General features: G+C 71.0%; 17 protein-coding genes and 1 pseudogene. 11 read left to right on the top strand and 7 right to left on the bottom strand.

The window, feature by feature from the left end; all coding sequences use genetic code 11:
- Window positions 1–357, top strand: coding sequence for a co-chaperone GroES (locus ACF1A5_RS24670; protein WP_356193026.1), 357 nt, complete (start codon window positions 1–3; stop codon window positions 355–357).
- Window positions 358–436: 79 nt separating this feature from the next.
- On the opposite strand, the gene ACF1A5_RS24665 is transcribed toward ACF1A5_RS24670, so the two are convergent.
- Window positions 437–2,719, bottom strand: coding sequence for a transglycosylase domain-containing protein (locus ACF1A5_RS24665; RefSeq protein ID WP_392195074.1), 2,283 nt, complete (start codon window positions 2,717–2,719; stop codon window positions 437–439).
- 871 nt (window positions 2,720–3,590) lie between these two features.
- Here ACF1A5_RS24665 and ACF1A5_RS24660 point away from each other — a divergent pair.
- The 4 genes from ACF1A5_RS24660 to ACF1A5_RS24645 all read left to right on the top strand — a co-directional run bounded on the left by ACF1A5_RS24660 (window position 3,591) and on the right by ACF1A5_RS24645 (window position 7,222).
- On the top strand, window positions 3,591–4,391 hold the full coding sequence (locus ACF1A5_RS24660; RefSeq protein WP_392195032.1) for an ABC transporter permease: 801 nt from the start codon (window positions 3,591–3,593) through the stop codon (window positions 4,389–4,391).
- Between the two features lie 94 nt (window positions 4,392–4,485).
- The gene (locus tag ACF1A5_RS24655; RefSeq protein WP_392195073.1) at window positions 4,486–5,310 is read left to right on the top strand and encodes an ABC transporter permease; all 825 of its coding nucleotides are present in this window, start codon (window positions 4,486–4,488) and stop codon (window positions 5,308–5,310) included.
- A 128-nt stretch (window positions 5,311–5,438) separates the two neighbouring features.
- Window positions 5,439–6,413, top strand: a complete 975-nt coding sequence (locus ACF1A5_RS24650) for an ATP-binding cassette domain-containing protein (RefSeq protein ID WP_392195072.1) — start codon at window positions 5,439–5,441, stop codon at window positions 6,411–6,413.
- A gap of 59 nt (window positions 6,414–6,472) precedes the next feature.
- Complete coding sequence (locus ACF1A5_RS24645) at window positions 6,473–7,222, top strand: DUF1707 domain-containing protein (RefSeq protein ID WP_392195031.1); 750 nt, start codon at window positions 6,473–6,475, stop codon at window positions 7,220–7,222.
- Window positions 7,223–7,606: 384 nt separating this feature from the next.
- On the opposite strand, the gene ACF1A5_RS24640 is transcribed toward ACF1A5_RS24645, so the two are convergent.
- On the bottom strand, window positions 7,607–8,989 hold the full coding sequence (locus tag ACF1A5_RS24640) for an SGNH/GDSL hydrolase family protein (protein WP_392195030.1): 1,383 nt from the start codon (window positions 8,987–8,989) through the stop codon (window positions 7,607–7,609).
- A 298-nt stretch (window positions 8,990–9,287) separates the two neighbouring features.
- Here ACF1A5_RS24640 and ACF1A5_RS24635 point away from each other — a divergent pair, with 298 nt between their 5' ends.
- The 3 genes from ACF1A5_RS24635 to ACF1A5_RS24625 all read left to right on the top strand — a co-directional run bounded on the left by ACF1A5_RS24635 (window position 9,288) and on the right by ACF1A5_RS24625 (window position 13,010).
- Entirely contained in the window at window positions 9,288–10,550 is a 1,263-nt protein-coding gene (locus tag ACF1A5_RS24635) for a DUF445 domain-containing protein (protein ID WP_392195071.1), read from the top strand.
- A 267-nt stretch (window positions 10,551–10,817) separates the two neighbouring features.
- Window positions 10,818–12,335 (top strand): MFS transporter, encoded by a 1,518-nt coding sequence (locus ACF1A5_RS24630; RefSeq protein ID WP_392195029.1) that lies wholly within the window; start codon window positions 10,818–10,820, stop codon window positions 12,333–12,335.
- Between the two features lie 201 nt (window positions 12,336–12,536).
- Window positions 12,537–13,010 carry a carboxymuconolactone decarboxylase family protein gene (locus ACF1A5_RS24625; protein ID WP_392195028.1) on the top strand — a complete coding sequence of 158 codons (474 nt, stop codon included), beginning with the start codon at window positions 12,537–12,539 and terminating at the stop codon, window positions 13,008–13,010.
- A gap of 126 nt (window positions 13,011–13,136) precedes the next feature.
- On the opposite strand, the gene ACF1A5_RS24620 is transcribed toward ACF1A5_RS24625, so the two are convergent.
- Complete coding sequence (locus tag ACF1A5_RS24620) at window positions 13,137–13,439, bottom strand: hypothetical protein (protein ID WP_356195630.1); 303 nt, start codon at window positions 13,437–13,439, stop codon at window positions 13,137–13,139.
- A gap of 155 nt (window positions 13,440–13,594) precedes the next feature.
- Here ACF1A5_RS24620 and ACF1A5_RS24615 point away from each other — a divergent pair, with 155 nt between their 5' ends.
- Entirely contained in the window at window positions 13,595–14,017 is a 423-nt protein-coding gene (locus ACF1A5_RS24615) for an Hsp20/alpha crystallin family protein (protein WP_392195027.1), read from the top strand.
- Window positions 14,018–14,148: 131 nt separating this feature from the next.
- Complete coding sequence (locus ACF1A5_RS24610; RefSeq protein WP_392195026.1) at window positions 14,149–14,721, top strand: DUF2267 domain-containing protein; 573 nt, start codon at window positions 14,149–14,151, stop codon at window positions 14,719–14,721.
- On the opposite strand, the gene ACF1A5_RS24605 is transcribed toward ACF1A5_RS24610, so the two are convergent.
- The gene (locus ACF1A5_RS24605; protein WP_392195025.1) at window positions 14,714–14,911 is read right to left on the bottom strand and encodes a DUF397 domain-containing protein; all 198 of its coding nucleotides are present in this window, start codon (window positions 14,909–14,911) and stop codon (window positions 14,714–14,716) included. The two genes, ACF1A5_RS24610 and ACF1A5_RS24605, sit on opposite strands and share 8 nt — an antisense overlap.
- The gene (locus ACF1A5_RS24600; RefSeq protein WP_392195024.1) at window positions 14,908–15,756 is read right to left on the bottom strand and encodes a helix-turn-helix domain-containing protein; all 849 of its coding nucleotides are present in this window, start codon (window positions 15,754–15,756) and stop codon (window positions 14,908–14,910) included. Before ACF1A5_RS24600 ends, ACF1A5_RS24605 begins: the two co-directional genes overlap by 4 nt.
- Window positions 15,757–15,911: 155 nt before the next feature.
- Here ACF1A5_RS24600 and ACF1A5_RS24595 point away from each other — a divergent pair, with 155 nt between their 5' ends.
- Entirely contained in the window at window positions 15,912–16,439 is a 528-nt protein-coding gene (locus ACF1A5_RS24595) for an ATP-binding protein (protein WP_392195023.1), read from the top strand.
- A gap of 21 nt (window positions 16,440–16,460) precedes the next feature.
- Here the strand turns inward: ACF1A5_RS24595 and ACF1A5_RS24590 are convergent.
- Both ACF1A5_RS24590 and ACF1A5_RS24585 read right to left on the bottom strand, forming a co-directional pair.
- Window positions 16,461–19,608, bottom strand: a pseudogene (locus tag ACF1A5_RS24590) (DUF3427 domain-containing protein).
- Window positions 19,609–19,787: 179 nt separating this feature from the next.
- Entirely contained in the window at window positions 19,788–20,819 is a 1,032-nt protein-coding gene (locus ACF1A5_RS24585) for an SEC-C domain-containing protein (protein ID WP_392195022.1), read from the bottom strand.
- Between the last annotated feature and the right edge of the window lie 155 nt (window positions 20,820–20,974).

Raw genomic sequence — 20,974 nt, 5'->3', positions numbered from 1 at the left:
GTGAGCGCCAACAGACATGAGCACAGCACCCACCACGACAAGCTGCCCATCCGCATGCTGCACGACCGTGTGCTCGTGCGGCAGGACACCAGTGAGGGCGAGCGGCGTTCGGGCGGCGGCATCCTGATTCCGGCCACGGCTGCGGTGGGACGCCGGCTGGCCTGGGCGGAGGTCGTCGCGGTGGGGCAGAACGTCCGTACCGTCGAGCCCGGCGACCGGGTGCTGTACGACCCGGAGGACCGCGCCGAGGTGGAGGTGCGCGGCATCGCCTACGTGCTGATGCGCGAGCGCGACCTGCACGCGGTGGCCGCCGACCGCTTCGAGGGGTCGGAGGACTCCACCGGCCTGTACCTGTAGGACGCCCGGGCGGAGAACGGGAAGAGGGGCCGGCGACCGTGGTCACCGGCCCTCTCGCGTTCGGTGCCGCCGGTGGGTGTCACGGTTGCCAGGCGGCCGGTGTGCCTCCGGTGCCCGTCGTCGTTCCCCCGTCGCCGTTCGTGCCCTCGGTGGTGGTGCCGGTGGTGTCGCCCGTGGTGCCGCCCGTGGTCGGGGTGGGTCCGCCGTTCGTGCCGCCGGTGGTGTCGCCCGTCGTGCCGCCCGTGGCGGCCCCGCCGTTCGTGCCGTCGGTGGGGGTGCCGCCGGTGGTGCCGCCCGTGGTCGGGGTGGCGCCGGTGGTGCCGTCGGTGGGGGTGCCGGTCTGGCCCTGCGTCGCGCCCGCGTCCTGGCCCTGGGTGTCCTGGCCGCCGGTGGGGGGCCAGGTGCCGCCGTCGCCCTGCCCGCCGGTGTCCGGCGTCTGCCAGGGGTCGGTGGGCGGAGCCAGGGTCTCGTCGGCGCCGTTCTGGAGCTGGAGGTCGAAGTCGGTGGCCGGGGTGTCCTCCAGGGCGTCCCTGGTGAACTGGGACCAGATCTCGGTGGGCGCCCCGCTGCCGTTGATCCGGGGCAGGCCCATCGCCCCGTAGAGCGGCTTGTGGGCGGCGGTGACCGGGTCCTGGCCCATCACGGAGACGACGGTGGCGAGGTCGGGGGTGTACCCGGCGAACCAGGCCGCGGTGTCCTCCTCGGCGGTGCCGGTCTTGCCGGCCGCGGGCCGGCCGACGGCCTGCGCGGGGGTGCCGGTGCCGTTCTGGACGACGCTCTGCAGCACCGCGGTGGTGGTGTCGGCGGCCTCCCGGCTGATCGCCTGCGAGGTGGTCCGCTGCGGCAGCTCGACGACCTCGGCGCCCCCCTTGATGACCTTCTCGATCATCGTGTACGTGCCGCGCTCCCCGTGGTTGGCGAGCGTCGCGTACGCCTGTGCCATGTCGAGGACGCTGGCGGTGGCCGGGCCGAGGGCGATGGACGGGGTGGGGGTCAGGTCGGGGGTGGTGGCGGGCAGGCCGAGTGCGATCGCGGTCTCCTTCACCTTGTCGGGTCCGACGTCGACGGCCATCTGCGCGTAGACCGAGTTGACGGACTGGTCCGTCGCCTCGCGGGCGGTGATGTCGCCGTAGGAGCGGCCGTCCTCGTTCTCGGGCGCGTAGGAGCCGTTCCAGCCCTCCACCGGGCGCTCGTTGGTGCCGTCGTAGACGGTGTTGGGGTTGATCACGCGGCCGTCCTGCGTCTCGGAGTGGTTCTGCACGGCCGAGGCGAAGACGAGCGGCTTGAAGGTGGAGCCCACCTGGAAGTCGCGGCGGGTGGCGTTGGGCGTGTACTGCTTGACGTAGTCGACCCCGTTGTACATCGCGACGACCTTGCCGGTCCTGGGGTCGATCGCGGCCCCGCCGGCGCGGACGTAGGAGTCCACCTTGCGGTTCTTCGGGTCGAGCCTGGCCATCAGCTGGTCGTCGACGGCCTTGACGAAGGCGTCCTGCTTGCTCTTCTCCAGGGTGGTGGTGATGCGGTAGCCGCCGGCGGCGAGCTGCTCCTCGTCGAGGATCTTGTTGCCGGTGAGGTAGTCCCGGATGATCCGGACCAGGTAGCCGCGCTGCCCGGACATCCCGGCGGAGACGCTGGACTCCTTGGGCATCGGGAAGGTGAGCCCGGCCCGCTCGGACCTGGCGAGCCAGCCCTGCTTGACCATGCCGTCCAGGACGTAGTTCCAGCGGGCCACGGCCGCGCTCTTGTTCTCCGGGTGGGCGACGACGTCGTACTCGCTGGGCGCGTTGACCAGCGCGGCGAGGTAGGCGGCGCGGGCCGGGTCGAGGTCGGTGGCCTTCATGCCGTAGTAGGCCTGGGCGGCGGCCTGGATGCCGTAGGCGTTGCGGCCGAAGTAGCTGGTGTTGAGGTAGCCCTGGAGGATCTCGTCCTTGGTCTCGTTGCGGTCCAGCTTGATCGCGATGAAGAACTCCTTCACCTTGCGGGTGACGGTCTGTTCCTGACCCAGGTAGTAGTTCTTGACGTACTGCTGGGTGATCGTGGAGCCGGACTGCCTGCCCTTGCCGGTGACGGTGTTCCAGCCGGCCCGCAGCATCGCCTGGGGGTCGACGGCGGACTCGGTGTAGAAGTCGCGGTCCTCGGCGGCCAGGACGGCGTGCTGGGCGTCCTTGGAGATCTGGGCGAGGCCGACGTTCTCCCGGTTGACCACGCCGTCGCGGGCGATCTCGGTGCCGTCGGCGTAGAGGTAGACGTTGCTCTGCTTGAGCGCGAGCGCGTTGGCGGGCGGGATCTTGACCAGTGAGTAGCCGAGGAAGAACCCGCCGATCAGCAGCAGGAGGGCGAGGAGGAAGCCGCCGAGCACCATGCGCCAGGTGGGCAGCAGTCGGCGGAGCCCGGTGCGTCCGGGGCGCCTGGCCGTTCCGCTCTCCGCCACCCTCGTCCCGCTCTCCGCCACGACTGCCTCGCTCCTCGCCGTGGCTGTCTCGCTCTTCGTCATGCGCGGGCCGGCCTCCGCCACGGCTGTCCCGCCGTACGTCACGCGCGGGATGGCTTCCGTCGCGTCCGCCCGGCTGTCCGTCACGCGCGGGATGGCTTCCGTCGCGTCCGCCCGGCTGTCCGCGACGCGCGGGATGGCCTCTGTCGCGTCCGCACCGCTGTCCGCCATGCGCGGGATGGCTTCCGTCGCGTCCGCACCGCTGTCCGCCGTGCGCGGGATGGCCTCCGTCGCGTCCGCCCGGCTGTCCGCCGTGGGCGTCCCGCGGTCCGTCGCGTCCGTCCCGCTCTCCTCAACGCCCGGGCCGATCTTCGCCGATGCCGTCCCGCGGTCCGGCGTTGCCGTCCTGCTCTCCGATGCGTCCGGGCCGAGCTCCGCCGCCGGTGCCGTGCCCTCCGCCGCGGGTGCCGCACTCTGCGCCGTGGGTGCCGTCTCCTCCGCCGCGGGTGCCGCGGGCGGCTCCTCGGAGTCCGGGCCCTCCGCCGGTTCCTGCGGCTGCTGCGGCTGCGCCGGCTGCTGCGGCTGCGGCTCGTCGCTCATCTCGTGCGGGTACTCCTGTTTCGCGTCGTACGCCTCGTAAGCCCATATGCGCCTGCTGCGCCCCTGATGAAGACTCCCGCGCCCCGCGTTCCGTTCCCGGTCGAGGGAGATGGGTCCCAGCCGGAAAACGCGTGGCACGCCGAGTCAGGTGCGCACTAAGCTCCCGCGCTTCGGTGTCGGCGGACCTTGGAGGGCGGTTGGCGTGGGCGCTGGACGGTTGTACACGGCCGTCGCCGCGGGCGGGTTCAGACGGTACGCGACGTATCGGGCGGCCACGGCGGCCGGGGTGTTCACGAACACGGTGTTCGGCCTCATCCTCGTGTACACGTATCTTGCGCTGTGGGACGTCCGGCCGCACCTCGGCGGATACGACCGCGCGCAGGCCGTGACGTACGTGTGGCTGGGGCAGGCGTTCCTCTCGACGCTCGCTATCGGGGGCGGCGGCGTCGAGGCCGAGTTGATGGAGCGCATCCGTACGGGTGATATCGCGATCGACCTGTACCGGCCCGCGGACCTGCAACTGTGGTGGCTGGCGGCCGATCTGGGCCGGGCGGTGTTCCAGCTGCTGGGCCGTGGCCTGCTCCCGTTCGTCTTCGGGGCGCTGTTCTTCCCGGTGGCGCTGCCCACGGACGTGCGGATCTGGGTGGCGTTCCTGATCGCGGTGCTGCTGGGCATGCTGGTGAGCTTCGGGATCCGGTTCCTGGTGGCGCTGAGCGCGTTCTGGCTGCTGGACGGCAAGGGGGCGCTGCAGATGATGATGATCACCGGGACCTTCTGCTCGGGGATGCTGCTGCCGCTGAACGTCTTCCCGGGCGCGCTCGGCGAAGTCGTACGGGTTCTGCCGTGGTCGTCCCTGCTCCAGGCGCCGGCGGACGTTCTGCTGGGACGGGCCGGGGCGCTGGGCACGTATGTCTTCCAGGGGGCGTGGGCGGTGACGCTGCTGCTGGCGGGGCGCCTGCTGCAGTCGGTGGCGACGCGGCGGGTGGTGGTCCAGGGTGGGTGAGACCCGTGCACCGGGACCGCGCGCCACGGCGGAGGGGAGCGGTGACGGCTCCGCGGGCCAGCGTGCGCCGGCGGACGCGAGGAGCGACGGTCCCCTGGGCCGGCGTTGGCGTGCCCTGGGGGAGGGGCTGCGGGCGTACCGGCTGATCGCCGGGATGTGGATCCGGTCCACGATGGCCTACCGGGCCTCGTTCGTGATGACCGCCTTCGGCAACTTCGCGGCGACCACGCTCGACTTCGTGGCGATCCTGCTGATGTTCTCCCGGGTCGACGGGCTCGCCGGCTGGCCGTTGCCCGACGTGGCCTTCCTCTACGGGCTCTCCGCCGTCGCGTTCGGGCTGGCCGACCTCGCGATCGGTTCGGTGGAGGGGCTGGGGCGGCGGGTCCGCGACGGCACCCTGGACCTGCTGTTCCTGCGGCCCGCGCCGGTGCTCGCGCAGCTCGCGGCGGACCGTTTCGCGCTGCGCCGCCTCGGCCGGATCACGCAGGGGCTGCTCGTGCTGGGCTTCGCGCTGGCCGCGGTCGACGTGGACTGGACCCCGCTGAAGGTGCTGCTGATGCCGGTGACGGTGGTCAGCGGGGCGGTGATCTTCGGCGCGGTGTTCGTGGCCGGCTCGGCCTTCCAGTTCGTCGCGCAGGACGCGTCCGAGGTGCAGAACGCGTTCACCTACGGCGGTGTCACGCTGCTGCAGTACCCGCCGACGGTGTTCGCGAAGGAGCTGGTGCGCGGGGTGACCTTCGTACTGCCGCTGGCCTTCGTCAACTGGCTGCCGGCGACCTATGTGCTCGGGCGGCCGTATCCGCTCGCGCTGCCGCCCTGGGTGGCGTTCGCGTCGCCGCCGGCGGCCGCGGGCTGCTGCGCGCTGGCGGGGCTGGCCTGGCGGGCGGGGCTGCGTTCGTACCGGAGCACGGGGAGCTGAAGGGGTGTGAGGACGTGACGGTGGACGGCCGTACGACGGTGGGCGGAGGCAGGTCGGTGGGCGGTGACGGGGCCGGGGGCGGCGGCGGATCGGGGGGCGGCGAGGGGCCCGGGGGCGGCGGTGGGCCGGTGGGCGGTGGCTTCATCGAACTCGACCGGGTCGAGAAGGTCTTCGACGTGCGCAGGCGGACCGGGTTCCTCAGGAGCGAGCGGCGGCAGGTGCGGGCGGTCGACTCGCTCTCCTTCACCGTGGCGCGCGGCGAGATGGTCGGTTACATCGGCCCGAACGGCGCCGGCAAGTCGACCACGATCAAGATGCTCACCGGCATCCTGACCCCGAGCGGCGGCCGGCTGCGGGTCGCCGGCATCGACCCCGCACGCGAGCGGACGCGGCTCGCGCAGCGCATCGGCGTGGTGTTCGGTCAGCGTACGACCCTGTGGTGGGACCTGCCGCTGATCGACTCCTACCGGCTGGCGCACCGCATGTACCGCATCCCCATGGCGCGTTACCGCGAGAACCTCGACCGCTGCGTCGAACTCCTCGAACTGGGCGACCTGCTGGACGTGCCGGTCCGGCAGCTCTCGCTCGGGCAGCGGATGCGCGGCGACATCGCGGCGGCCCTGCTGCACGATCCGGAGGTGCTCTACCTGGACGAGCCGACGATCGGGCTTGACGTGATCAGCAAGGCGAAGGTCAGGGAGTTCCTGCGGGACCTGAACGCCGAGCGGGCCACCACGGTGCTGCTGACCACGCACGATCTGCAGGACATCGAGCAGCTGTGCTCGCGGGTCATGGTCATCGACCACGGTCGTCTGATGTACGACGGTCCGCTCGCGGGGCTGCACGAGGCGGGGGAGAGCGAGCGGACGCTGGTGGTCGACCTGGAGCGGGAGATGCCGCCCGTGGAGGTGCCGCCGGCGCGTGTGGTGCGCGTCGAGGGGCCCCGGCAGTGGCTGGCCTTCCCGGCGGGGCAGTCGGCCGCGCCGCTGGTGGCGCGGATCGCCGCCGCGTACCCGCTGGTGGACCTGTCCGTGCGGGAGCCGGACATCGAGGCGGTGATCGCCAAGATGTACTCCTCCGCCGCGGAACGCGCGGTCCCGTAGCCGCCCTGGCCCGCCGGCGGGGGGTGCCCGCGGCCGCCGGAACTCGTAGGCTGCTGTGCATGACCGACGATGCTCCTCAGCTGCGCGCCTCCGACGCCGATCGTGAACGAGTCGCCGAGATCCTGCGGGACGCCCTCGCCGAAGGGCGGCTGGACATGGGGGAGTTCGAGGAGCGGCTGGAGACCACCTACAAGGCGCGCACGTACGGGGAGTTGGCGCCGATCACCCGGGACCTGCCGGCCGCCGGTGCCGGGGCCGGCGTCGTGCCGCTGAGCAAGGAGACGGCGGAAGCGGGGAGTTGGCCGGGGCGGATCACCGGTGGCGAGGGGTCCTCGGCGTGGGCAGTGGCCGTCATGTCCGGCTTCCAGCGCAAGGGCCGCTGGACGATGCCGAAGCGCTTCCGCTGCTTCGCCTTCTGGGGCGGCGGCGAGATCGACCTGCGCGAGGCGAACTTCACCGACCGCGAGGTGGAGATCAACTGCGTGGCGATCATGGGTGGAGTGCAGGTGATCGTGCCGCCCGGTGTCGAGGTCGTCGTGCGCGGCATCGGTGTCATGGGCGGCTTCGACCACAGTGAGGAGGGCGTGCCGCCGGAGCCGGGCGCCCCGCGCGTGGTGGTGACGGGCTTCGCCTTCTGGGGCGGCGTCGGGGTCGAGCGCAAGCTCACCAGGGCCGAACGCCTCCGGCTGAAGGACGAGCGCCGCCAGGAGCGCCTGGACCGCCGCACCGAACGCCGCGAACTCCAGTCCGCCCGCCGCGAGGAGCGCTGGGCGGCCCGCGAGCGGCGCAGGAACGGGCGTACATCCTGACGCGGTGGAGCACGCCCGTGCCGCCGTTCAACAGGAAGTTCTCCAACGACTTGAAGAACCTGCACTACTCCATGCGGGCGTGCGCCCGCTTCAACGGGGCGAGCTTCTGCACCGGCTGGTACTACGACAAGGACTGAGCACTCCTCGACGGAGCACTCCCGGGCCACCCGGAGGCCCGGCACCTCGACGGCAACCCCCGTGCGCGAATCAGGCTGGGGAGCGCCTGGTAGCGCAGCACTGAGCGCGGCCGGCTGCCGGGGGGACCGGCTCGTCGGTGGTACGAGACTCCCGCGGCCCGCTCCCCGCGTCCAGCCCCGCCGAGGCAGGAGGGCCCCGCCCAGGACGACTGGGGCGAGCGGAGCCGTGACCGGCGGAGGGCGCCGCCTACAGCTCCGCTTGCCCCGCGCCCTTCAGGCTCTCCAGGTCGAACACCTGCCCCATCTCCTGGAAGCCCAGGTCGCTCGGGTGCAGGTGGTCGCCCGAGTCGAAGTCGGGCCGCAGGCGACGCGGGTTGGCCGGGTCGCGCAGCGCCCGGTCGAAGTCGACCACGGCGTCGTACACCCGGCCCGTCCGGATCTGCGCGTTGATCTGCCGGCGGACCGCCTCACGGGCCTCCGTGTAGCCGCGGTGCCCCTGGAAGGGCATCAGCGTCGCGCCGACGACCTTCAGGCCGTGGGCGTGGGCCTGCCGTACGAGCGTGCGCAGCCCCTCGGTGATCCGCACCGGGTCGGCCAGGCGCGGGTTGCGCAGGATGTCGTTCACGCCGAGGTCGATGACGACGACCTTGACGTTCGCGCGCTCCAGCACGTCCCGCCCGAACCGGTTCAGGCCGCTGGGGTTGTCCGCGGGCCGTCCCAGCCCGTCCGCGAGCACCTGGTTGCCGCTGATGCCCTCGTTGACCACGCTGTAGCGCGGCACGTTCCGGCCCGCCTGCACCTCGGCCCGCAGCCGGTCGGAAAGCACGTCGGTCCAGCGGCGGTTGGCGTCCATGGTGGAGGTGATGCCGTCGGTGATCGAGTCGCCGAGGACGACGACCGTGCCCGCGGCCTCGTTGCTGAGGACGTCCAGCGCGGTCAGGTAGCGCCAGTGGTTCGTCCGCTCCGTGTACGGCACCCCGGTCACGTCCTCGGCGCGGTCGCCCTGGGCGACGTAGGAGATCTGACGCGCGTGCGGGTGGTACGTGACCGGGCCGGACGGGGTGGGGGAGTACGTGGTGACCAGGACGTTGCCGCCCTGCGGGACGGGGACGCGCACGGCGTCGCTCGTCACCTGCCCGCCGGCCGGGACCACCACGGAGGCGGCGCCGGAGAAGGTGAGCCGCCGCATGGTGCCCGCCGTGGCGGCCGCCGTGTCACCTGCGGCGACGGCGAGCGAGGCGTGCGTGATGGTCAGCGGCGACTGGCCGTAGAGATTGGACAGCGTGATGCGGGCACTCGTACCCCCGACGCTCGCGTGCACGACGTTGCGCACCGAGCGGCCCGCCAGGCCGGCGGTCTCGGTGCCCGGCTCGGCGCCGGCCGGCGAGGTGGACCAGGTGCCCACCCAGGTGCCGGTGGAGGCCGGGGCGGCGGGATTGCGCGGGGCGCGGTCGGCGGCGACGGAGTGCGGGGGCGTGCCGTCGTCGGAGGCGACGGAGACGTAGAAGGCGGTCGACAGGACCGCGATCAGCGCGACGATGGCGGCCGGCAGGGCGCGGTGTTTGGCGGGGGCTGCGGGCAGCGGCTGCTGCGTGGCCGGCCCCACGCCGCCGACGTGACGCTTGGTCATGCGGGCGTTGTTCTCCTCGGGCGATGGGAGCCCGGGGCTCCGATCTGATGAGTTCATGATGCGTCATGAACGCGGAGGAGTTGACAGGGCCCTGCCTGATTCTCCCCCACCGACAGACGCCGGGAACTCTGGTTCCGTTCCGGAAGTAGCTCAGCAAGGGACAATTGTGTGCGGGATCACCGGACAGGCGGAGCGTATGGAACGTACGACACCGGAAACAGCGACCGACCGGGCGACGGGAGCCGCCCCGGACCGCGCGCCCCGGCAGGCGGCCGCGCAGGCGGCCTCGTACCGCGCGATGACCGTGTTCAGCGCCGCCGACGAGGAGCGCCGGCGCGGGGTGCGCCGGATGAAGCTGACCGCGAGCGGGCTGCTGCTGGCCGTGGCCGTCGTGTACGTCCTCGCCAAGTGGGGCCAGAGCGCGGGCGCCGGCGGATGGACGGCGTACGTCGCGGCGGCCGCCGAGGCGGGCATGGTCGGCGCGCTGGCCGACTGGTTCGCGGTCACCGCCCTCTTCCGCCACCCCCTCGGCCTGCCCATCCCGCACACCGCGATCATCCCCACCAAGAAGGACCAGCTCGGCATCTCCCTGGGTGAGTTCGTCGGGGAGAACTTCCTCTCGGAGGACGTCGTGCGCCAGCGGCTGCGCGCCGTCGGCATCGGCAGCCGCCTCGGCGCCTGGCTCGCCGTCCCCGAGCACGCCGAGCGCGTGACGGCGGAGCTGGCCACCGCGCTGCGCGGCGCCCTGACGGTGCTGCGCGACTCCGACGTCCAGGCGGTGGTCGGCGAGGCGATCACCCGCCGGGCCAACGCCCAGGAGATCGGCCCCGGCATCGGCAAGATGCTGGAGAGGGTCGTCGCCGACGGCGGCCACAAGCGGGTCGTCGACCTCGTCGTCTCCCGCGCGCACGACTGGCTGGTGCTGCACAGCGACTCCGTGATGGACGCCGTGCAGGGCGGCGCGCCCGGCTGGACACCGAGGTTCGTCGACAAGAAGGTCGGCGAGCGGGTCTACAAGGAACTGCTGCGCTTCACCACCGAGATGCGCGACATGCCCTCCCACCCGGCGCGCGGCGCCCTCGACCGGTTCCTCACCGACTTCGCCGGCGACCTCCAGTCCGACACCGAGACCCGTGCGCGGGTCGAACGGCTCAAGGGCGAGGTGCTCGGCCGCGGCGAGGTGCAGGACCTGATCGCCTCCGCCTGGACCGCCGTACGATCCATGATCGTCTCGGCGGCCGAGGACGAGCGCAGCGAGCTGCGCACGCGGGTCCGCGCCTCCCTGCTGTCCCTGGGCGCCCGCACCGCGGTCGACTCCCGGGCGCAGGGCAAGGTCGACCGCTGGGTCGAGGGCGCGGCGGTGTACGTGATCACGACCTACCGCAAGGAGATCACGTCCCTGATCACCGACACGGTCGCGAGCTGGGACGCCGAGCACACCACCCGCAAGATCGAGGCCCACATCGGCCGCGACCTCCAGTTCATCCGCATCAACGGCACGGTGGTCGGCTCCCTGGCGGGCCTGCTGATCTACGCGGTGTCGCGGGCGGTGGGGGCGTGAGGGGGTAAAAAAGCCCGTCTGGGGGTCCCCCCTGCTCGAAGAGCTTGGGGGAGTTTGAGGACGAGGCCGTTCAGGCCGAAAGCGGGGGTCTGAGGGCGCAGCCCCCAGGGACGGCACATCACCCCAGGGTGACCACTCACAGACGCGCACCACCCCCGGGCGTACACCGCGCACCGGCGTAGCGCATCCCCGGCGTAGCGCCTCCCCGGCGTAAAGCCGCAGCGCCCGGGCACCCGATGGTGGTTCCGCTCGCTGAGGAGGGAGCCCATGACCACCACGCAGGCCGAGACCGGCCGAACCATCACCACCAACATCCCCGCCCGCCTCGACCGGCTGCCCTGGTCGCGCTGGCACTGGACGATCGTCATCGGTCTCGGCACCGTGTGGATCCTCGACGGTCTCGAAGTCACCGTCGTCGGCAACATCGCCGGCCGTCTGTCGGAGCCCGGCAGCGGCCTCGCCGTCAGCTCCACCCAGGTCACCGGCCTCGCCGCCGCCCTGTACGTGGCGGGCGCGTGCCTCGGAGCCCTGTTCTGGGGGCGCCTGACCGACCGCTTCGGCCGTAAAAAACTGTTCATGATCACCCTGGCGGTCTATCTCGGGGCCACCGCGCTGACCGCGGTGTCCTTCAACGCCTGGTGGTTCTTCGCCTTCCGCTTCCTCACCGGCTTCGGCATCGGCGGCGAGTACGCGGCCATCAACTCCGCCATCGACGAGCTCATCCCGGCGAAGTACCGCGGCCGCGTCGACCTGATGATCAACGGCAGCTTCTGGATCGGCGCCGTCGGCGGCTCCCTGCTGTCGATCTTCGCGCTGAACACCGACTTCCTGGCCGCGAACGTCGGCTGGCGGCTGACCTTCGCCCTCGGCGCCGTCCTCGCCCTGGTCATCCTCCTCGTACGGCGGCACGTCCCCGAGAGCCCGCGCTGGCTGCTGATCCACGGCAGGGACCGCGAGGCCGAAGAGGTGGTCTCCTCGATCGAGAGCCAGGTCCGGGCCGAGCAGAGCGAACCGCTCGCGGAGCCGGACGGCGAGATCACCATCCACCAGCGCCGCAGCGTCTCCTTCCTGGAGATCGCCCGCACGGTCTTCGCCGACTACCGTAAGCGGGCCGTCCTCGGCTTCTCGCTCTTCATCGGCCAGGCGTTCCTCTACAACGCGATCACCTTCGGCTTCGGCGCCATCCTGACGAAGTTCTTCGACGTGCCCGCCGACCACACCGGCTACTACTTCGCCGTCATCGCGGTCGGCAACTTCGCGGGCCCGCTGCTCCTCGGCAAGCTCTTCGACACGATCGGCCGCAGGGTGATGATCGCGTCGACGTACCTGCTCTCGGGTCTGCTGCTGTTCGGCACGGCCTGGCTGTTCGACCAGGGCGCGCTCGACGCCGGGACGCTCACGGCGTGCTGGTGCGCGGTGCTGTTCTTCGCCTCGGCCGGCGCCTCCAGCGCCTACCTGACCGTGTCCGAGGTCTTCCCGATGGAGACCCGGGCGATGTCCATCGCCTTCTTCTACGCCCTCGGCACCGCGGCCGGCGGCATCAGCGGCCCGCTGCTGTTCGCCGACCTCACCGGTACCGGCAAGGTCGGCGACACGGTCCTCGCCTTCGAGATCGGCGCGGCCCTGATGTGCGCGGCGGGCCTGGTGGCCGCGTTCCTCGCGGTCAACGCCGAGCGCCGCTCCCTGGAGGACATCGCCAAGCCGCTGACGGCGGTGTCGCAGAAGGCGAAGGCGGCGACCGCCGCCCGGGGCGGCATGACGCCTCCGTCTTCGCGCACGGCCTGACGAACACGGGGCCCTCCCGGGCCTCCGGGCTTCACGAGTGACGAGCGAGCAGCGGGTGTGACCCAGGTCATGCCCGCTGCTCGCGTGCTGCTGTCACATCCCGCGGCCGCGCTCCGTCGTATCTGTGCACCCACCGAGCGACGCTGACACACACACGCACGTGCACAGACCCAGGCACAGACGCAGACCAGGGAGACCACGATGGAAGCACGCATCAACCTCTTCGGCAGCCCCGTCGGGACCAAGTTCCTCCGATACATCAACTCGGCGGGCAAGGTCCTGTCGGACTCGACCCTCCCGGCGGCGACGCAGGAACTGGTGAAGCTCCGCGCCAGCCAGATCAACGGCTGCGGCTTCTGCACCGACATGCACTACAAGGACGCCGTGCACGCCGGGGAGAGCCCGTTGCGCCTCAACATGGTCGCCGCCTGGCGCGAGGCGAAGGTCTTCACGGCGGCCGAGCGCGCGGCCCTGGAACTGACCGAGCAGGGCACGCGCATCGCCGACGCGGCAGGCGGGGTCACCGACGCGGCCTGGGAGAACGCCGCCAAGCACTACGACGAGGACCAGCTGGCCGCCCTGGTCGGCGCGATCGCCTTGATCAACGCCTACAACCGGATGAACGTGATCGTCCAGCAGCCTGCGGGGGACTACGAGCCGGGCATGTTCGACTGACTCGAGCGCCCGCCCATCCGGCGACGACGGCCGGTCCCGAGGGGCGCGGCCGTCGTCGCCGCAGGACCGGCCTCTGCCAGGGGCGCGGACGCACCAGCCCCCGGATCCGGCGTTCTTCCCGCTACGTCACCCGCGCCGGTCGGCGACGGCCCAGGAGGCCAGCGCCATGGCCCCGGCCACCCCGAACACGGACGGCCAGGCGCCGACCTTCTTGGCCAGCGGGTGCGAGCCGGCGAAGGCGGCGACGTAGGCGGCCGTGAGCGCCCCCGCGGCCTTGCCGCCCGCCCGCTCCTGCCATTGCCGCGCGGCCGCAGCCCCGGCGACGGCCAGCACGGCCCCGCCCAGCGGCCGTTTCCGCGTCCAGCGCGCCACGCCGTACCCGCCGACCAGCCCGCCCGCGGCGACCACCGCGCTCGGAACCTTCGCCATGAGATGCCTCCTATGTCCCGTTTCGGATGACATGAAGGCTAGCCGTGGATCACCACGCGGCCTCAACCTGAGCCTGAGCTTGTCAAGTTTCCTCCTTCGCGCTATATAAAAAGCCATAGGGCATCGCACCTCAGCGACGAAGGGAGTGACCTGTGATGCTCATGCGTACCGACCCGTTCCGCGACCTCGACCGACTCGCGCAGCAGGTCTTCGGTTCCACCACCCGCCCGGCCGCGATGGCGATGGACGCCTACCGGTCCGGTGACGACTTCATCGTCCACTTCGACCTTCCGGGTGTGGACCCCGAGACCATCGACCTGGACGTCGAACGCAACGTGCTCAACGTCCGCGCCGAGCGCCGCAATCCGGCCCCCGAGGGCGCGGAGATGCTCGTCGCCGAACGTCCGACGGGCACCTTCACCCGCCAGCTCTTCCTGGGCGACACCCTCGACACGGACCGCATCGACGCGTCCTACGCGTCCGGAGTCCTGACCCTGCGCATCCCCGTGGCCGAGCAGGCCAAGCCGCGCAAGATCCAGATCACCGGGGGCGACGACCGCAGGCAGCTCAGCGGCTGACCGTCCCGCCGCACCACGGAGAGCGTCCCGCAGGAGCCGCCGGCCTGCGGGGCGCCGTCACGTCACATCCTGTCGCCCACGCCCGCCCGGCCGGTCCCGCGGCGGGCTGCCCCCGAAGGAGGACCCGCACGATGACCGCGACCACGGTGCCGAGCGTGACGGTGCCGCGAGTGACGGTGCCCGGCCCGCCGCGGACAGGCGCCGCACGCCCGGGCGAAGAGCCGCTGAAGGCTCTCTTGACGCCGCAGACGAGGTCACGGAGGCCCGCCGGGCGCGACGCCGTGGCCACGTGGCGGGACCTGACCGAACGGGTGCGGTCGGCCGGCCAGTACGCGGAGCGAGCGGAGGCGGAACGCATCACCCGCATCGTCCTGTCGACCCTCGGCGGCCACGTCGTGGGCGACGAACGCGTCGAACTGGCCCGCGCCCTGCCCGAGGAGGCGGCGAGCGTGATCGCCGCCCAGATCCCCGTCGCCCGCCCCCTGACGGCCGCGCAGTTCGTCGACTCGGTGGCCGAACGCATCGCGGAAGCCACCCCGGCCACGGCCCGCTGGCACGCCGGCTCGGTCCTGAGCGCCCTGGCGGACTTGCTGCCCGACGCCCTCCTGACCCGCATCCTGGCCGAGCTTCCCCCGGGGTACGCATTGCTGTTCGGCAGGGCGGAGCTGGGATTGACGTCGCGTAGGAAGTCGGTGTCTACGTGAGCGTGCCGCGCGCCAAGGTCTGCACGAACGTGCGCCATGCTCCCGAACGGACCCGGACGAGCGGACCGTCCACCCGCTTCGAGTCGCGTATGAGGGTGCCGCCGTCGGTGTACGCGCACTCCACGCACTCGGTTCCACTGCCGCCGCTGTAGGAGGACTTGAACCAGTGCGACTCCGACGATGCCGTCATTGAGGCTCCCTGCTGATCCGGTCGACGAGCTCGGCTGAGGAATCCAAGTCGAGCGCCTGCGCGCTGAGGTACTCGAACGCCAACCTATAACGCTCCAGTTCCTGCGGCTTCTCCATGAAAAGGCCCCCGCCGAGGAGGTCGACGTACACGACGTCCAGGTCGGGGGCCTGCCCGCGCAGCACGGCGAAGCTGCCCACCGCCGCCGCGTGGGCGCCGCGTGCGAACGGCAGTACCTGGACGGTGACGTGAGGCCGTCGGGACATGGTGAGCAGGTGCTCCAACTGCTCGCGCATGACTTCATGGCCACCGACCTGCCGTCGGAGCGCTGCCTCGTCGATCACGCACCAGAGGTGCGGCGGCTCCTCCCTCCCCAGTAGTTCCTGTCGCTTCATGCGGATGTCGACCATGTGCTGCACCTCGCGCTCCCCGCACTGCACTTCCGAAGCCCGATGCACGGCCTCGGCGTATGCGCGAGTCTGGAGCAGACCGGGTACGTACATGCAGGCGAAGTGGTCCTCGCGTACCACTTCGTCTTCGAGGGTGAGCATGAGGTTCATGGATTCCGGGATGGGGTCCGCGAGAGAACGCCACCAGCCCTGGATCTTGGCGCCCTTCGCGAGCTCCACGAGAGCAAGGCGCTCCTCGTCGGTGGCTCCGTACTCCCGGCAGAGCGCGTCGACGGCCGGCCACTTGACCGCGCCCTCCTTCGTCTCATAGCGGCTGAGCGTGGCCTTGGAGATTCCGACGCGCGCTCCTGCCTCCTCGAGGGTCAGTCCCTTACGTTCCCGGAGGCGGCGCAGGTCGGCGCCCAGCTGGCGCCTGCGGGTGGTGGGTCCAACTGTCATGCCAACGGCCCTTCATATCGGTCTGGTCGATCGTCGTCGGCTCACGGGGTGGGCGGCAAGGTGGTGTGCGCCGGGGCGCGCTTGGGGAGGCCGTGCTCCCACTCACGCATTATGAGAGTTCCATTTTGAAAGTCTCACTGCCACTCTGAGTTGTCATGAGACCACAGAAAGTGCGCGACACTCAGCGTGCGGATGGCGGAGTGGACCAGCGCACGGACCTCACCGGCTGTATGCCGAGAACGCCTTGGGATCTTTCGTTCCTGGCCGAGCCCGAAGAGGTGCCCGCCTTACGGCGCATCCTGTGGCTCCGCTTGGAGCTCTGGGGCCTGCAGGAGCTCAGCGAAGCCGCCCAGTTGTGCGTCAGCGAGCTCGTCGCCAACGTCGTCAAACATGTCGGTCCCGGCACGCCGACCACGCTCGCTGTCTCCATGCGCGGCGCTCACCTGCGCATTGAGGTGCGCGACCCCGATCTCCGGGCTCTGCCCACCCTGACCGAAGCAGGACCGGAAGCCGAGTCGGGCCGGGGCCTGGCGCTTCTCGACGCCCTCGCCGACCGGTGGGGCGTCGAGCTCACCGCGGACCGCAAGTCGACATGGTGCGAACTGCGTACGGGCATCGCCGCGGTCCACCATCCGCTCGACCGGGCTCAAGCCCATTTCGAGGCGGAGCCCGGCGCGTACTGACTGTGGGCAGCGGTCCGGGCGTCAGCTGGCCGTGATCGCGGAGTACGTCCACACGTCGGCCGGGAGTTCGTGCTTCAGGCGCCAGGTGATCGCCATCGGCTTGCTACCGGTGTGGCTCTCGTAGGTTGCCGGGCCGAGGAGCATCCAGGGCTGCGACTTGCCTATGTCGGTGTTCTTGTAGCGCCGCATGAACAGCAGGACATGGCTGCCGCGCTGCTTGTGCTCCCGGTACCGCAGGCCCGTACGGGAGTCGGCCGCCGTGGCGTTCTGGGACTCCCAGTGGAAGAGGGTCGGACTCAGCGCGTAGTCCTTGTATCGGATGGTGGGCGAGAAGTCCTTCTCGTTCTTCTCCAGGGTCACGAGCAGGGCGTCCGTCTGGAGCCTCGACCCACTGCACGCCCTGCGCGAAGGAACGGGGCATCTGCCCACCGAAGCGGGCGACCCCGAGAGCGGCGAGGATCTCCGAGCGGTTGTACGCGCTGTGGACCTTCAACGGGACCTGGCTGAGACGCCCGGACAGCGGGAGGGGGACATGGTCCGCCTGCTCCATGACGTGCGACAGCACCTGCCTCAGCTCATCGCGGAAAGCCCGTTGGGATCGCAGTGACTCAAGGCCCTCCTGGAAGGTGGTGAACCCACCCGCGTCGTCCCAGAGGTTGAAGAACAACATGCGGGCGTACGACTGGTCACGCGGGCCCAGATCGTCGTACGGCGGTGCGTCGTCCTGAAGGAGACGGAGGTATGCGATGGCGCGCTCGGGGTCGTCGACGTGGAGGAACGCGTGCACCCGCTTCAGAAGTGCTGCCTCGCCGGAGGGCTCGGCCTCCTCGACGAGGCCGGCCCGGCGCAGCACGGTCGTCCAGGAGTTGCCGCTCTTGTACAGTTCCTTGATCTCCCGGCGGCTCTCGCGCAGGTAGTCCGCGAGACGCGGCGTGCGATAGTCCCGCACCTCCCTGACCAGCGTCTTCACGGTGGCACCCAGTTGCGTCCGGATGTTGCCCAGGACGAGGTCCTTGGACTTGCCCTCCAGGATGATCTGGCAGCCGGACGGCAGCTGCGGGAAGTCGTGCTCGATGTGGTCCACGAGCCGGTTCCGCGAAAGATTGGTCAGGGCCCGGAACTGCTCCTCGAAGCGGAACTCCGCCCGATGCTGACCGATGAAGTCGAGCACCGTGAGGACCGGCTTCGTCTCGGTGCGCCGCAGCCCCCGGCCCAACTGCTGGAGGAAGACGGTGGCGCTGTTGGTCGGGCGGAGGAGGAGCAGGGTGTCGACGTCGGGGATGTCCAGGCCCTCGTTGAACAGGTCGACGGAGAAGATGACCTGAAGCTTCCCCTCACGCAGATCGGACAGCGCCCGGGCACGCACGTCAGCGGGGGACTCACTGTCGAGCGCCATGGCCTGGAAGCCGGCCGCGCGGAAGAAGTCCGCCATGAAGCGGGCGTGCGCCTTGGTCACACAGAAGCCGAGCGCTCGCATCACGCCGGGGCGGGAGACCTTGTCCCGGATCTGCTTGACCACGATCCTGGCGCGCGCGTGGTTGCCCGTGTACAGGTTGCCGAGGTCCTGATCGGCGTACGAGCCCTTCTGCCACCCCAGGTTCGTCAGGTCCGTACCGTCCGGGATGCCGAAGTAGTGGAAGGGGCACAGCAGATCGTTCTCCAGGGCCTCCCACAGCCGCATCTCGGCGGCGATGCGGCCCTCGAAGAACTCGTCCTGGACGTTACGCCCGTCCATCCGCTCGGGTGTGGCGGTGAGCCCCAGCAACTCCTGCGGCTCGAAGTGGTCGAGGACGCGCCGATACGTGGTGGCGGTTGCGTGGTGGAACTCGTCGATGACGATGACGTCGAAGTGGTCCCGGGCCAGTTGCTCAAGGCGCTGTACGTTCAGCGACTGGACGCTCGCGAACACGTGATCCCATGCGCGGGGTTCCATGCCGGCATGGAGCAGCTCACCGAACGAGGCGTCGTCCAGCACCTCCCGGTAGGTGCGCAGCGACTGCCTCAGAATCTCCTTGCGGTGGGCGACGAACAGCAGCCGCGGCCGGCCGCCGTCCGTCTTACCGCACAGGCTGCGGTAGTCGAGAGCGGCCATCACGGTCTTCCCGGTGCCGGTGGCCGCGACCAGCAGGTTCCGGTGCCGTCCGCGGATCTCGCGCTCGACGGTGAGCCGCTCCAGCATGTCCCGCTGGTGCGGGAAGGGGCGCACCTCCAGGCCGGAGAGGTTGATCTTCAGGTCCGTGGTCGAGCCGGTGCCGCTCGCCTGCGCCAGGGCCTCGTCGAGTCGTTGCCCGTGCAGGTCGGGGTCGTACGTCTCGAAGGCGGTGTCGTTCCAGTACGCGTCGAAGGTCGCCTCGAACTTGTCCAGTACCGCGGGCGTGGCGATGGAGGACAACCGGACGTTCCACTCCAGGCCGTCGAGCAGCGCTGCTCGGGACAGGTTCGAACTGCCCACGTAGGCGGTGTCGAAGCCCGTCTCGCGCCGGAACAGCCAGGCCTTGGCGTGCAGGCGGGTGGAGCGGATCTCGTAGTTGACCTTGACGGTGGCACCGAAGTCGCGGACCAGGCGGTCGAGCGCGTGGCGGTCGGTGGCGCCCATGTAGGTGGTCGTGATGACCCGGATCTTCACACCTCGCTCCCTGGCGGAGCGCAGGGCGTCTTCCAGGACGCGGATGCCGTACCACTTCACGAACGCGCAGAGCAGGTCGATCCGGTCCGCCGTGGCGAGCTCGGCCCGCAGCTCAGAGCCCAGGCTCAGGTCCTCCGGCGAGTTCGTGAGCAGCGACGTCTCGGAGAGGGGAGTGAGCGGGCGGATGGCGTAGGCCCCGGGCGCTTCCTGCTTGGCGAGGGCGAGCAGCTGCCGGGGACCCTCGGCGACCGTGCTGAGGGGATCCGTGTCGCCCTGGCCGGGGGCGTCGCTCGCCAGCGACTTCAGGACCTGGTTGGCGAACGGGACCTGCTGGTGAGGCGGGAGCTGGTGGAGCCTGCGGGCGACCACGTCACTTATGTGGCGCGCCAGGACGTGGGGCGAGGACTCGGCGCTGACCTCAGCGTCGATGGCCTTCCACCCCACGGACTCGAGCCGCTCCAGGTCGTCCTGCACGCTGTGGGTGATCAGCTTCTCGTACACCCCGGCGACCGGCTGCGCCAGATCCCCCGCTTCCGCCACCATGTCCCCCTCGGCCACGCGTCAATGTGCTTCTGTTCTAACAGGAGCCACTGACAACCGGAGCCAAAGTGGGGCACGAGAACGAGCTCACCCCCAGGGCGCGAGAACGAGCTCACCCCCAGGCCCCCTTCGGTCCCACTCTCGGCACCGAAATGAATTGCTCTGACGGACCTGCCGGACTCTCAGGCGGTCGCCGCCGCTCCGGGCGTCCCGTGGCACTCCCCATAAGCCCGCCCCGACCCGCACCAGCACCCCGCCCCCCGCTGGGGCGGCCAGGTCACGGCCCGCCCCCGGGCCGCCAGCGTGGTCGCGTACTGCGGGAGCAGGGTCGCGTCCGACGGGGAGGAGCCCTCTGAGGCGGCGAAGGCCTCGTAGGACGGGACCGTGCCCGTGACGATGCCCAGGTTGGGGGTGCCCGAGGAGGCGAGTTCGCGCAGGGAGGTCTCTATCGTCGCCAGGTGGGCCTCGTAGGAGGGGTACTCCGTGGCCAGGTCCGGGTAGTCCGTGACCAGTTCCGACAGTTCCCCGGCCGGCCAGTGGAGAACCGCCACCGGGAAGGGGCGGGAGAGGGCTTCGCGGTAGGCGCCCAGTTCGGTGCGGAGGCGGTTGATCTCCGCTTCCAGCTCCGCCGGGTTCTCCGAGCCCAGGGACCAGATCCGCTTCGGGTCGTGCAGCTCGTCCAGGGAGACCGAGAGCGAGTGCAGGGTGTCGGCCACCCCGTCCCACTCGTCGTGCGACAGGCCCAGCATGCGCCGCACCCGGTGGCGGCCGAAGAGCAGCGGGCGTGTGGCGTACGGGGGCTCCGCGACGTCTGTCAGCAGCAGCTTCGTCCCCTCCGTGAACGTCTCGTGGGCCGCCTCCAGCTCGTCGTGCGACTCCAGCGCCTCCGCGACGATCACCCAGGGCGCCGGGTCCCGGGGAGCGGAGGCGCGGACGCCCTCGATGATCGCCCTGGCCTCCGCCTCATGGCCGTACTCCCACAGGTTCGACGCCTTCAGGGCGCGCACCAGGTGGGGGTTCTCCAGGCCGTCGGAGGACGACAGCAGGCGGTCGTAGAGCGTCGTCGCGGCGGGGCGGTCGCCGGACAGTTCCAGGTGGGCCGCGGCCTGGAGGAGCAGGGCCTCCGCGTCCTCGGGGTACAGGCCGGCGGTCCGCTCCAGGCGGGCCGCTTCGGCGGCGTGGTCGACGTTCTCGGCAGGCGTGTCGGGGCGCATGGGGGACACCGTACTGCCGTGCGGTGACAAAAGTGAGATATCTGCAGGCCAGGGTGGTCGTACGGGCTCCGGGGCCGGCGCGTGCCCCGGTGGTCGGCGCCGTCGTGAGCCGGCCTCCATGGCCTGAGGGCCGCACGAACCGTCTTGATCTTGTC

The organism is Streptomyces sp. NPDC014864, from assembly GCF_043081525.1.
Classification (GTDB): Bacteria; Actinomycetota; Actinomycetes; order Streptomycetales; family Streptomycetaceae; genus Streptomyces.
This window is presented reverse-complemented; position numbering and strand designations above follow the sequence as displayed.

What these genes read in the sequence shown, in the direction of transcription:
- ACF1A5_RS24665 (WP_392195074.1), bottom strand. Translation starts at nt 2,719, where the DNA reads ATGGTGCTCGGCGGCTTCCTCCTCGCCCTCCTGCTGCTGATCGGCGGG.
- ACF1A5_RS24645 (WP_392195031.1), top strand. Translation starts at nt 6,473, where the DNA reads ATGACCGACGATGCTCCTCAGCTGCGCGCCTCCGACGCCGATCGTGAA.
- ACF1A5_RS24640 (WP_392195030.1), bottom strand. Translation starts at nt 8,989, where the DNA reads ATGACCAAGCGTCACGTCGGCGGCGTGGGGCCGGCCACGCAGCAGCCG.
- ACF1A5_RS24635 (WP_392195071.1), top strand. Translation starts at nt 9,288, where the DNA reads ATGACCGTGTTCAGCGCCGCCGACGAGGAGCGCCGGCGCGGGGTGCGC.
- ACF1A5_RS24630 (WP_392195029.1), top strand. Translation starts at nt 10,818, where the DNA reads ATGACCACCACGCAGGCCGAGACCGGCCGAACCATCACCACCAACATC.
- ACF1A5_RS24625 (WP_392195028.1), top strand. Translation starts at nt 12,537, where the DNA reads ATGGAAGCACGCATCAACCTCTTCGGCAGCCCCGTCGGGACCAAGTTC.
- ACF1A5_RS24620 (WP_356195630.1), bottom strand. Translation starts at nt 13,439, where the DNA reads ATGGCGAAGGTTCCGAGCGCGGTGGTCGCCGCGGGCGGGCTGGTCGGC.
- ACF1A5_RS24615 (WP_392195027.1), top strand. Translation starts at nt 13,595, where the DNA reads ATGCTCATGCGTACCGACCCGTTCCGCGACCTCGACCGACTCGCGCAG.
- ACF1A5_RS24610 (WP_392195026.1), top strand. Translation starts at nt 14,149, where the DNA reads ATGACCGCGACCACGGTGCCGAGCGTGACGGTGCCGCGAGTGACGGTG.
- ACF1A5_RS24605 (WP_392195025.1), bottom strand. Translation starts at nt 14,911, where the DNA reads ATGACGGCATCGTCGGAGTCGCACTGGTTCAAGTCCTCCTACAGCGGC.
- ACF1A5_RS24600 (WP_392195024.1), bottom strand. Translation starts at nt 15,756, where the DNA reads ATGACAGTTGGACCCACCACCCGCAGGCGCCAGCTGGGCGCCGACCTG.
- ACF1A5_RS24595 (WP_392195023.1), top strand. Translation starts at nt 15,912, where the DNA reads ATGAGACCACAGAAAGTGCGCGACACTCAGCGTGCGGATGGCGGAGTG.
- ACF1A5_RS24585 (WP_392195022.1), bottom strand. Translation starts at nt 20,819, where the DNA reads ATGCGCCCCGACACGCCTGCCGAGAACGTCGACCACGCCGCCGAAGCG.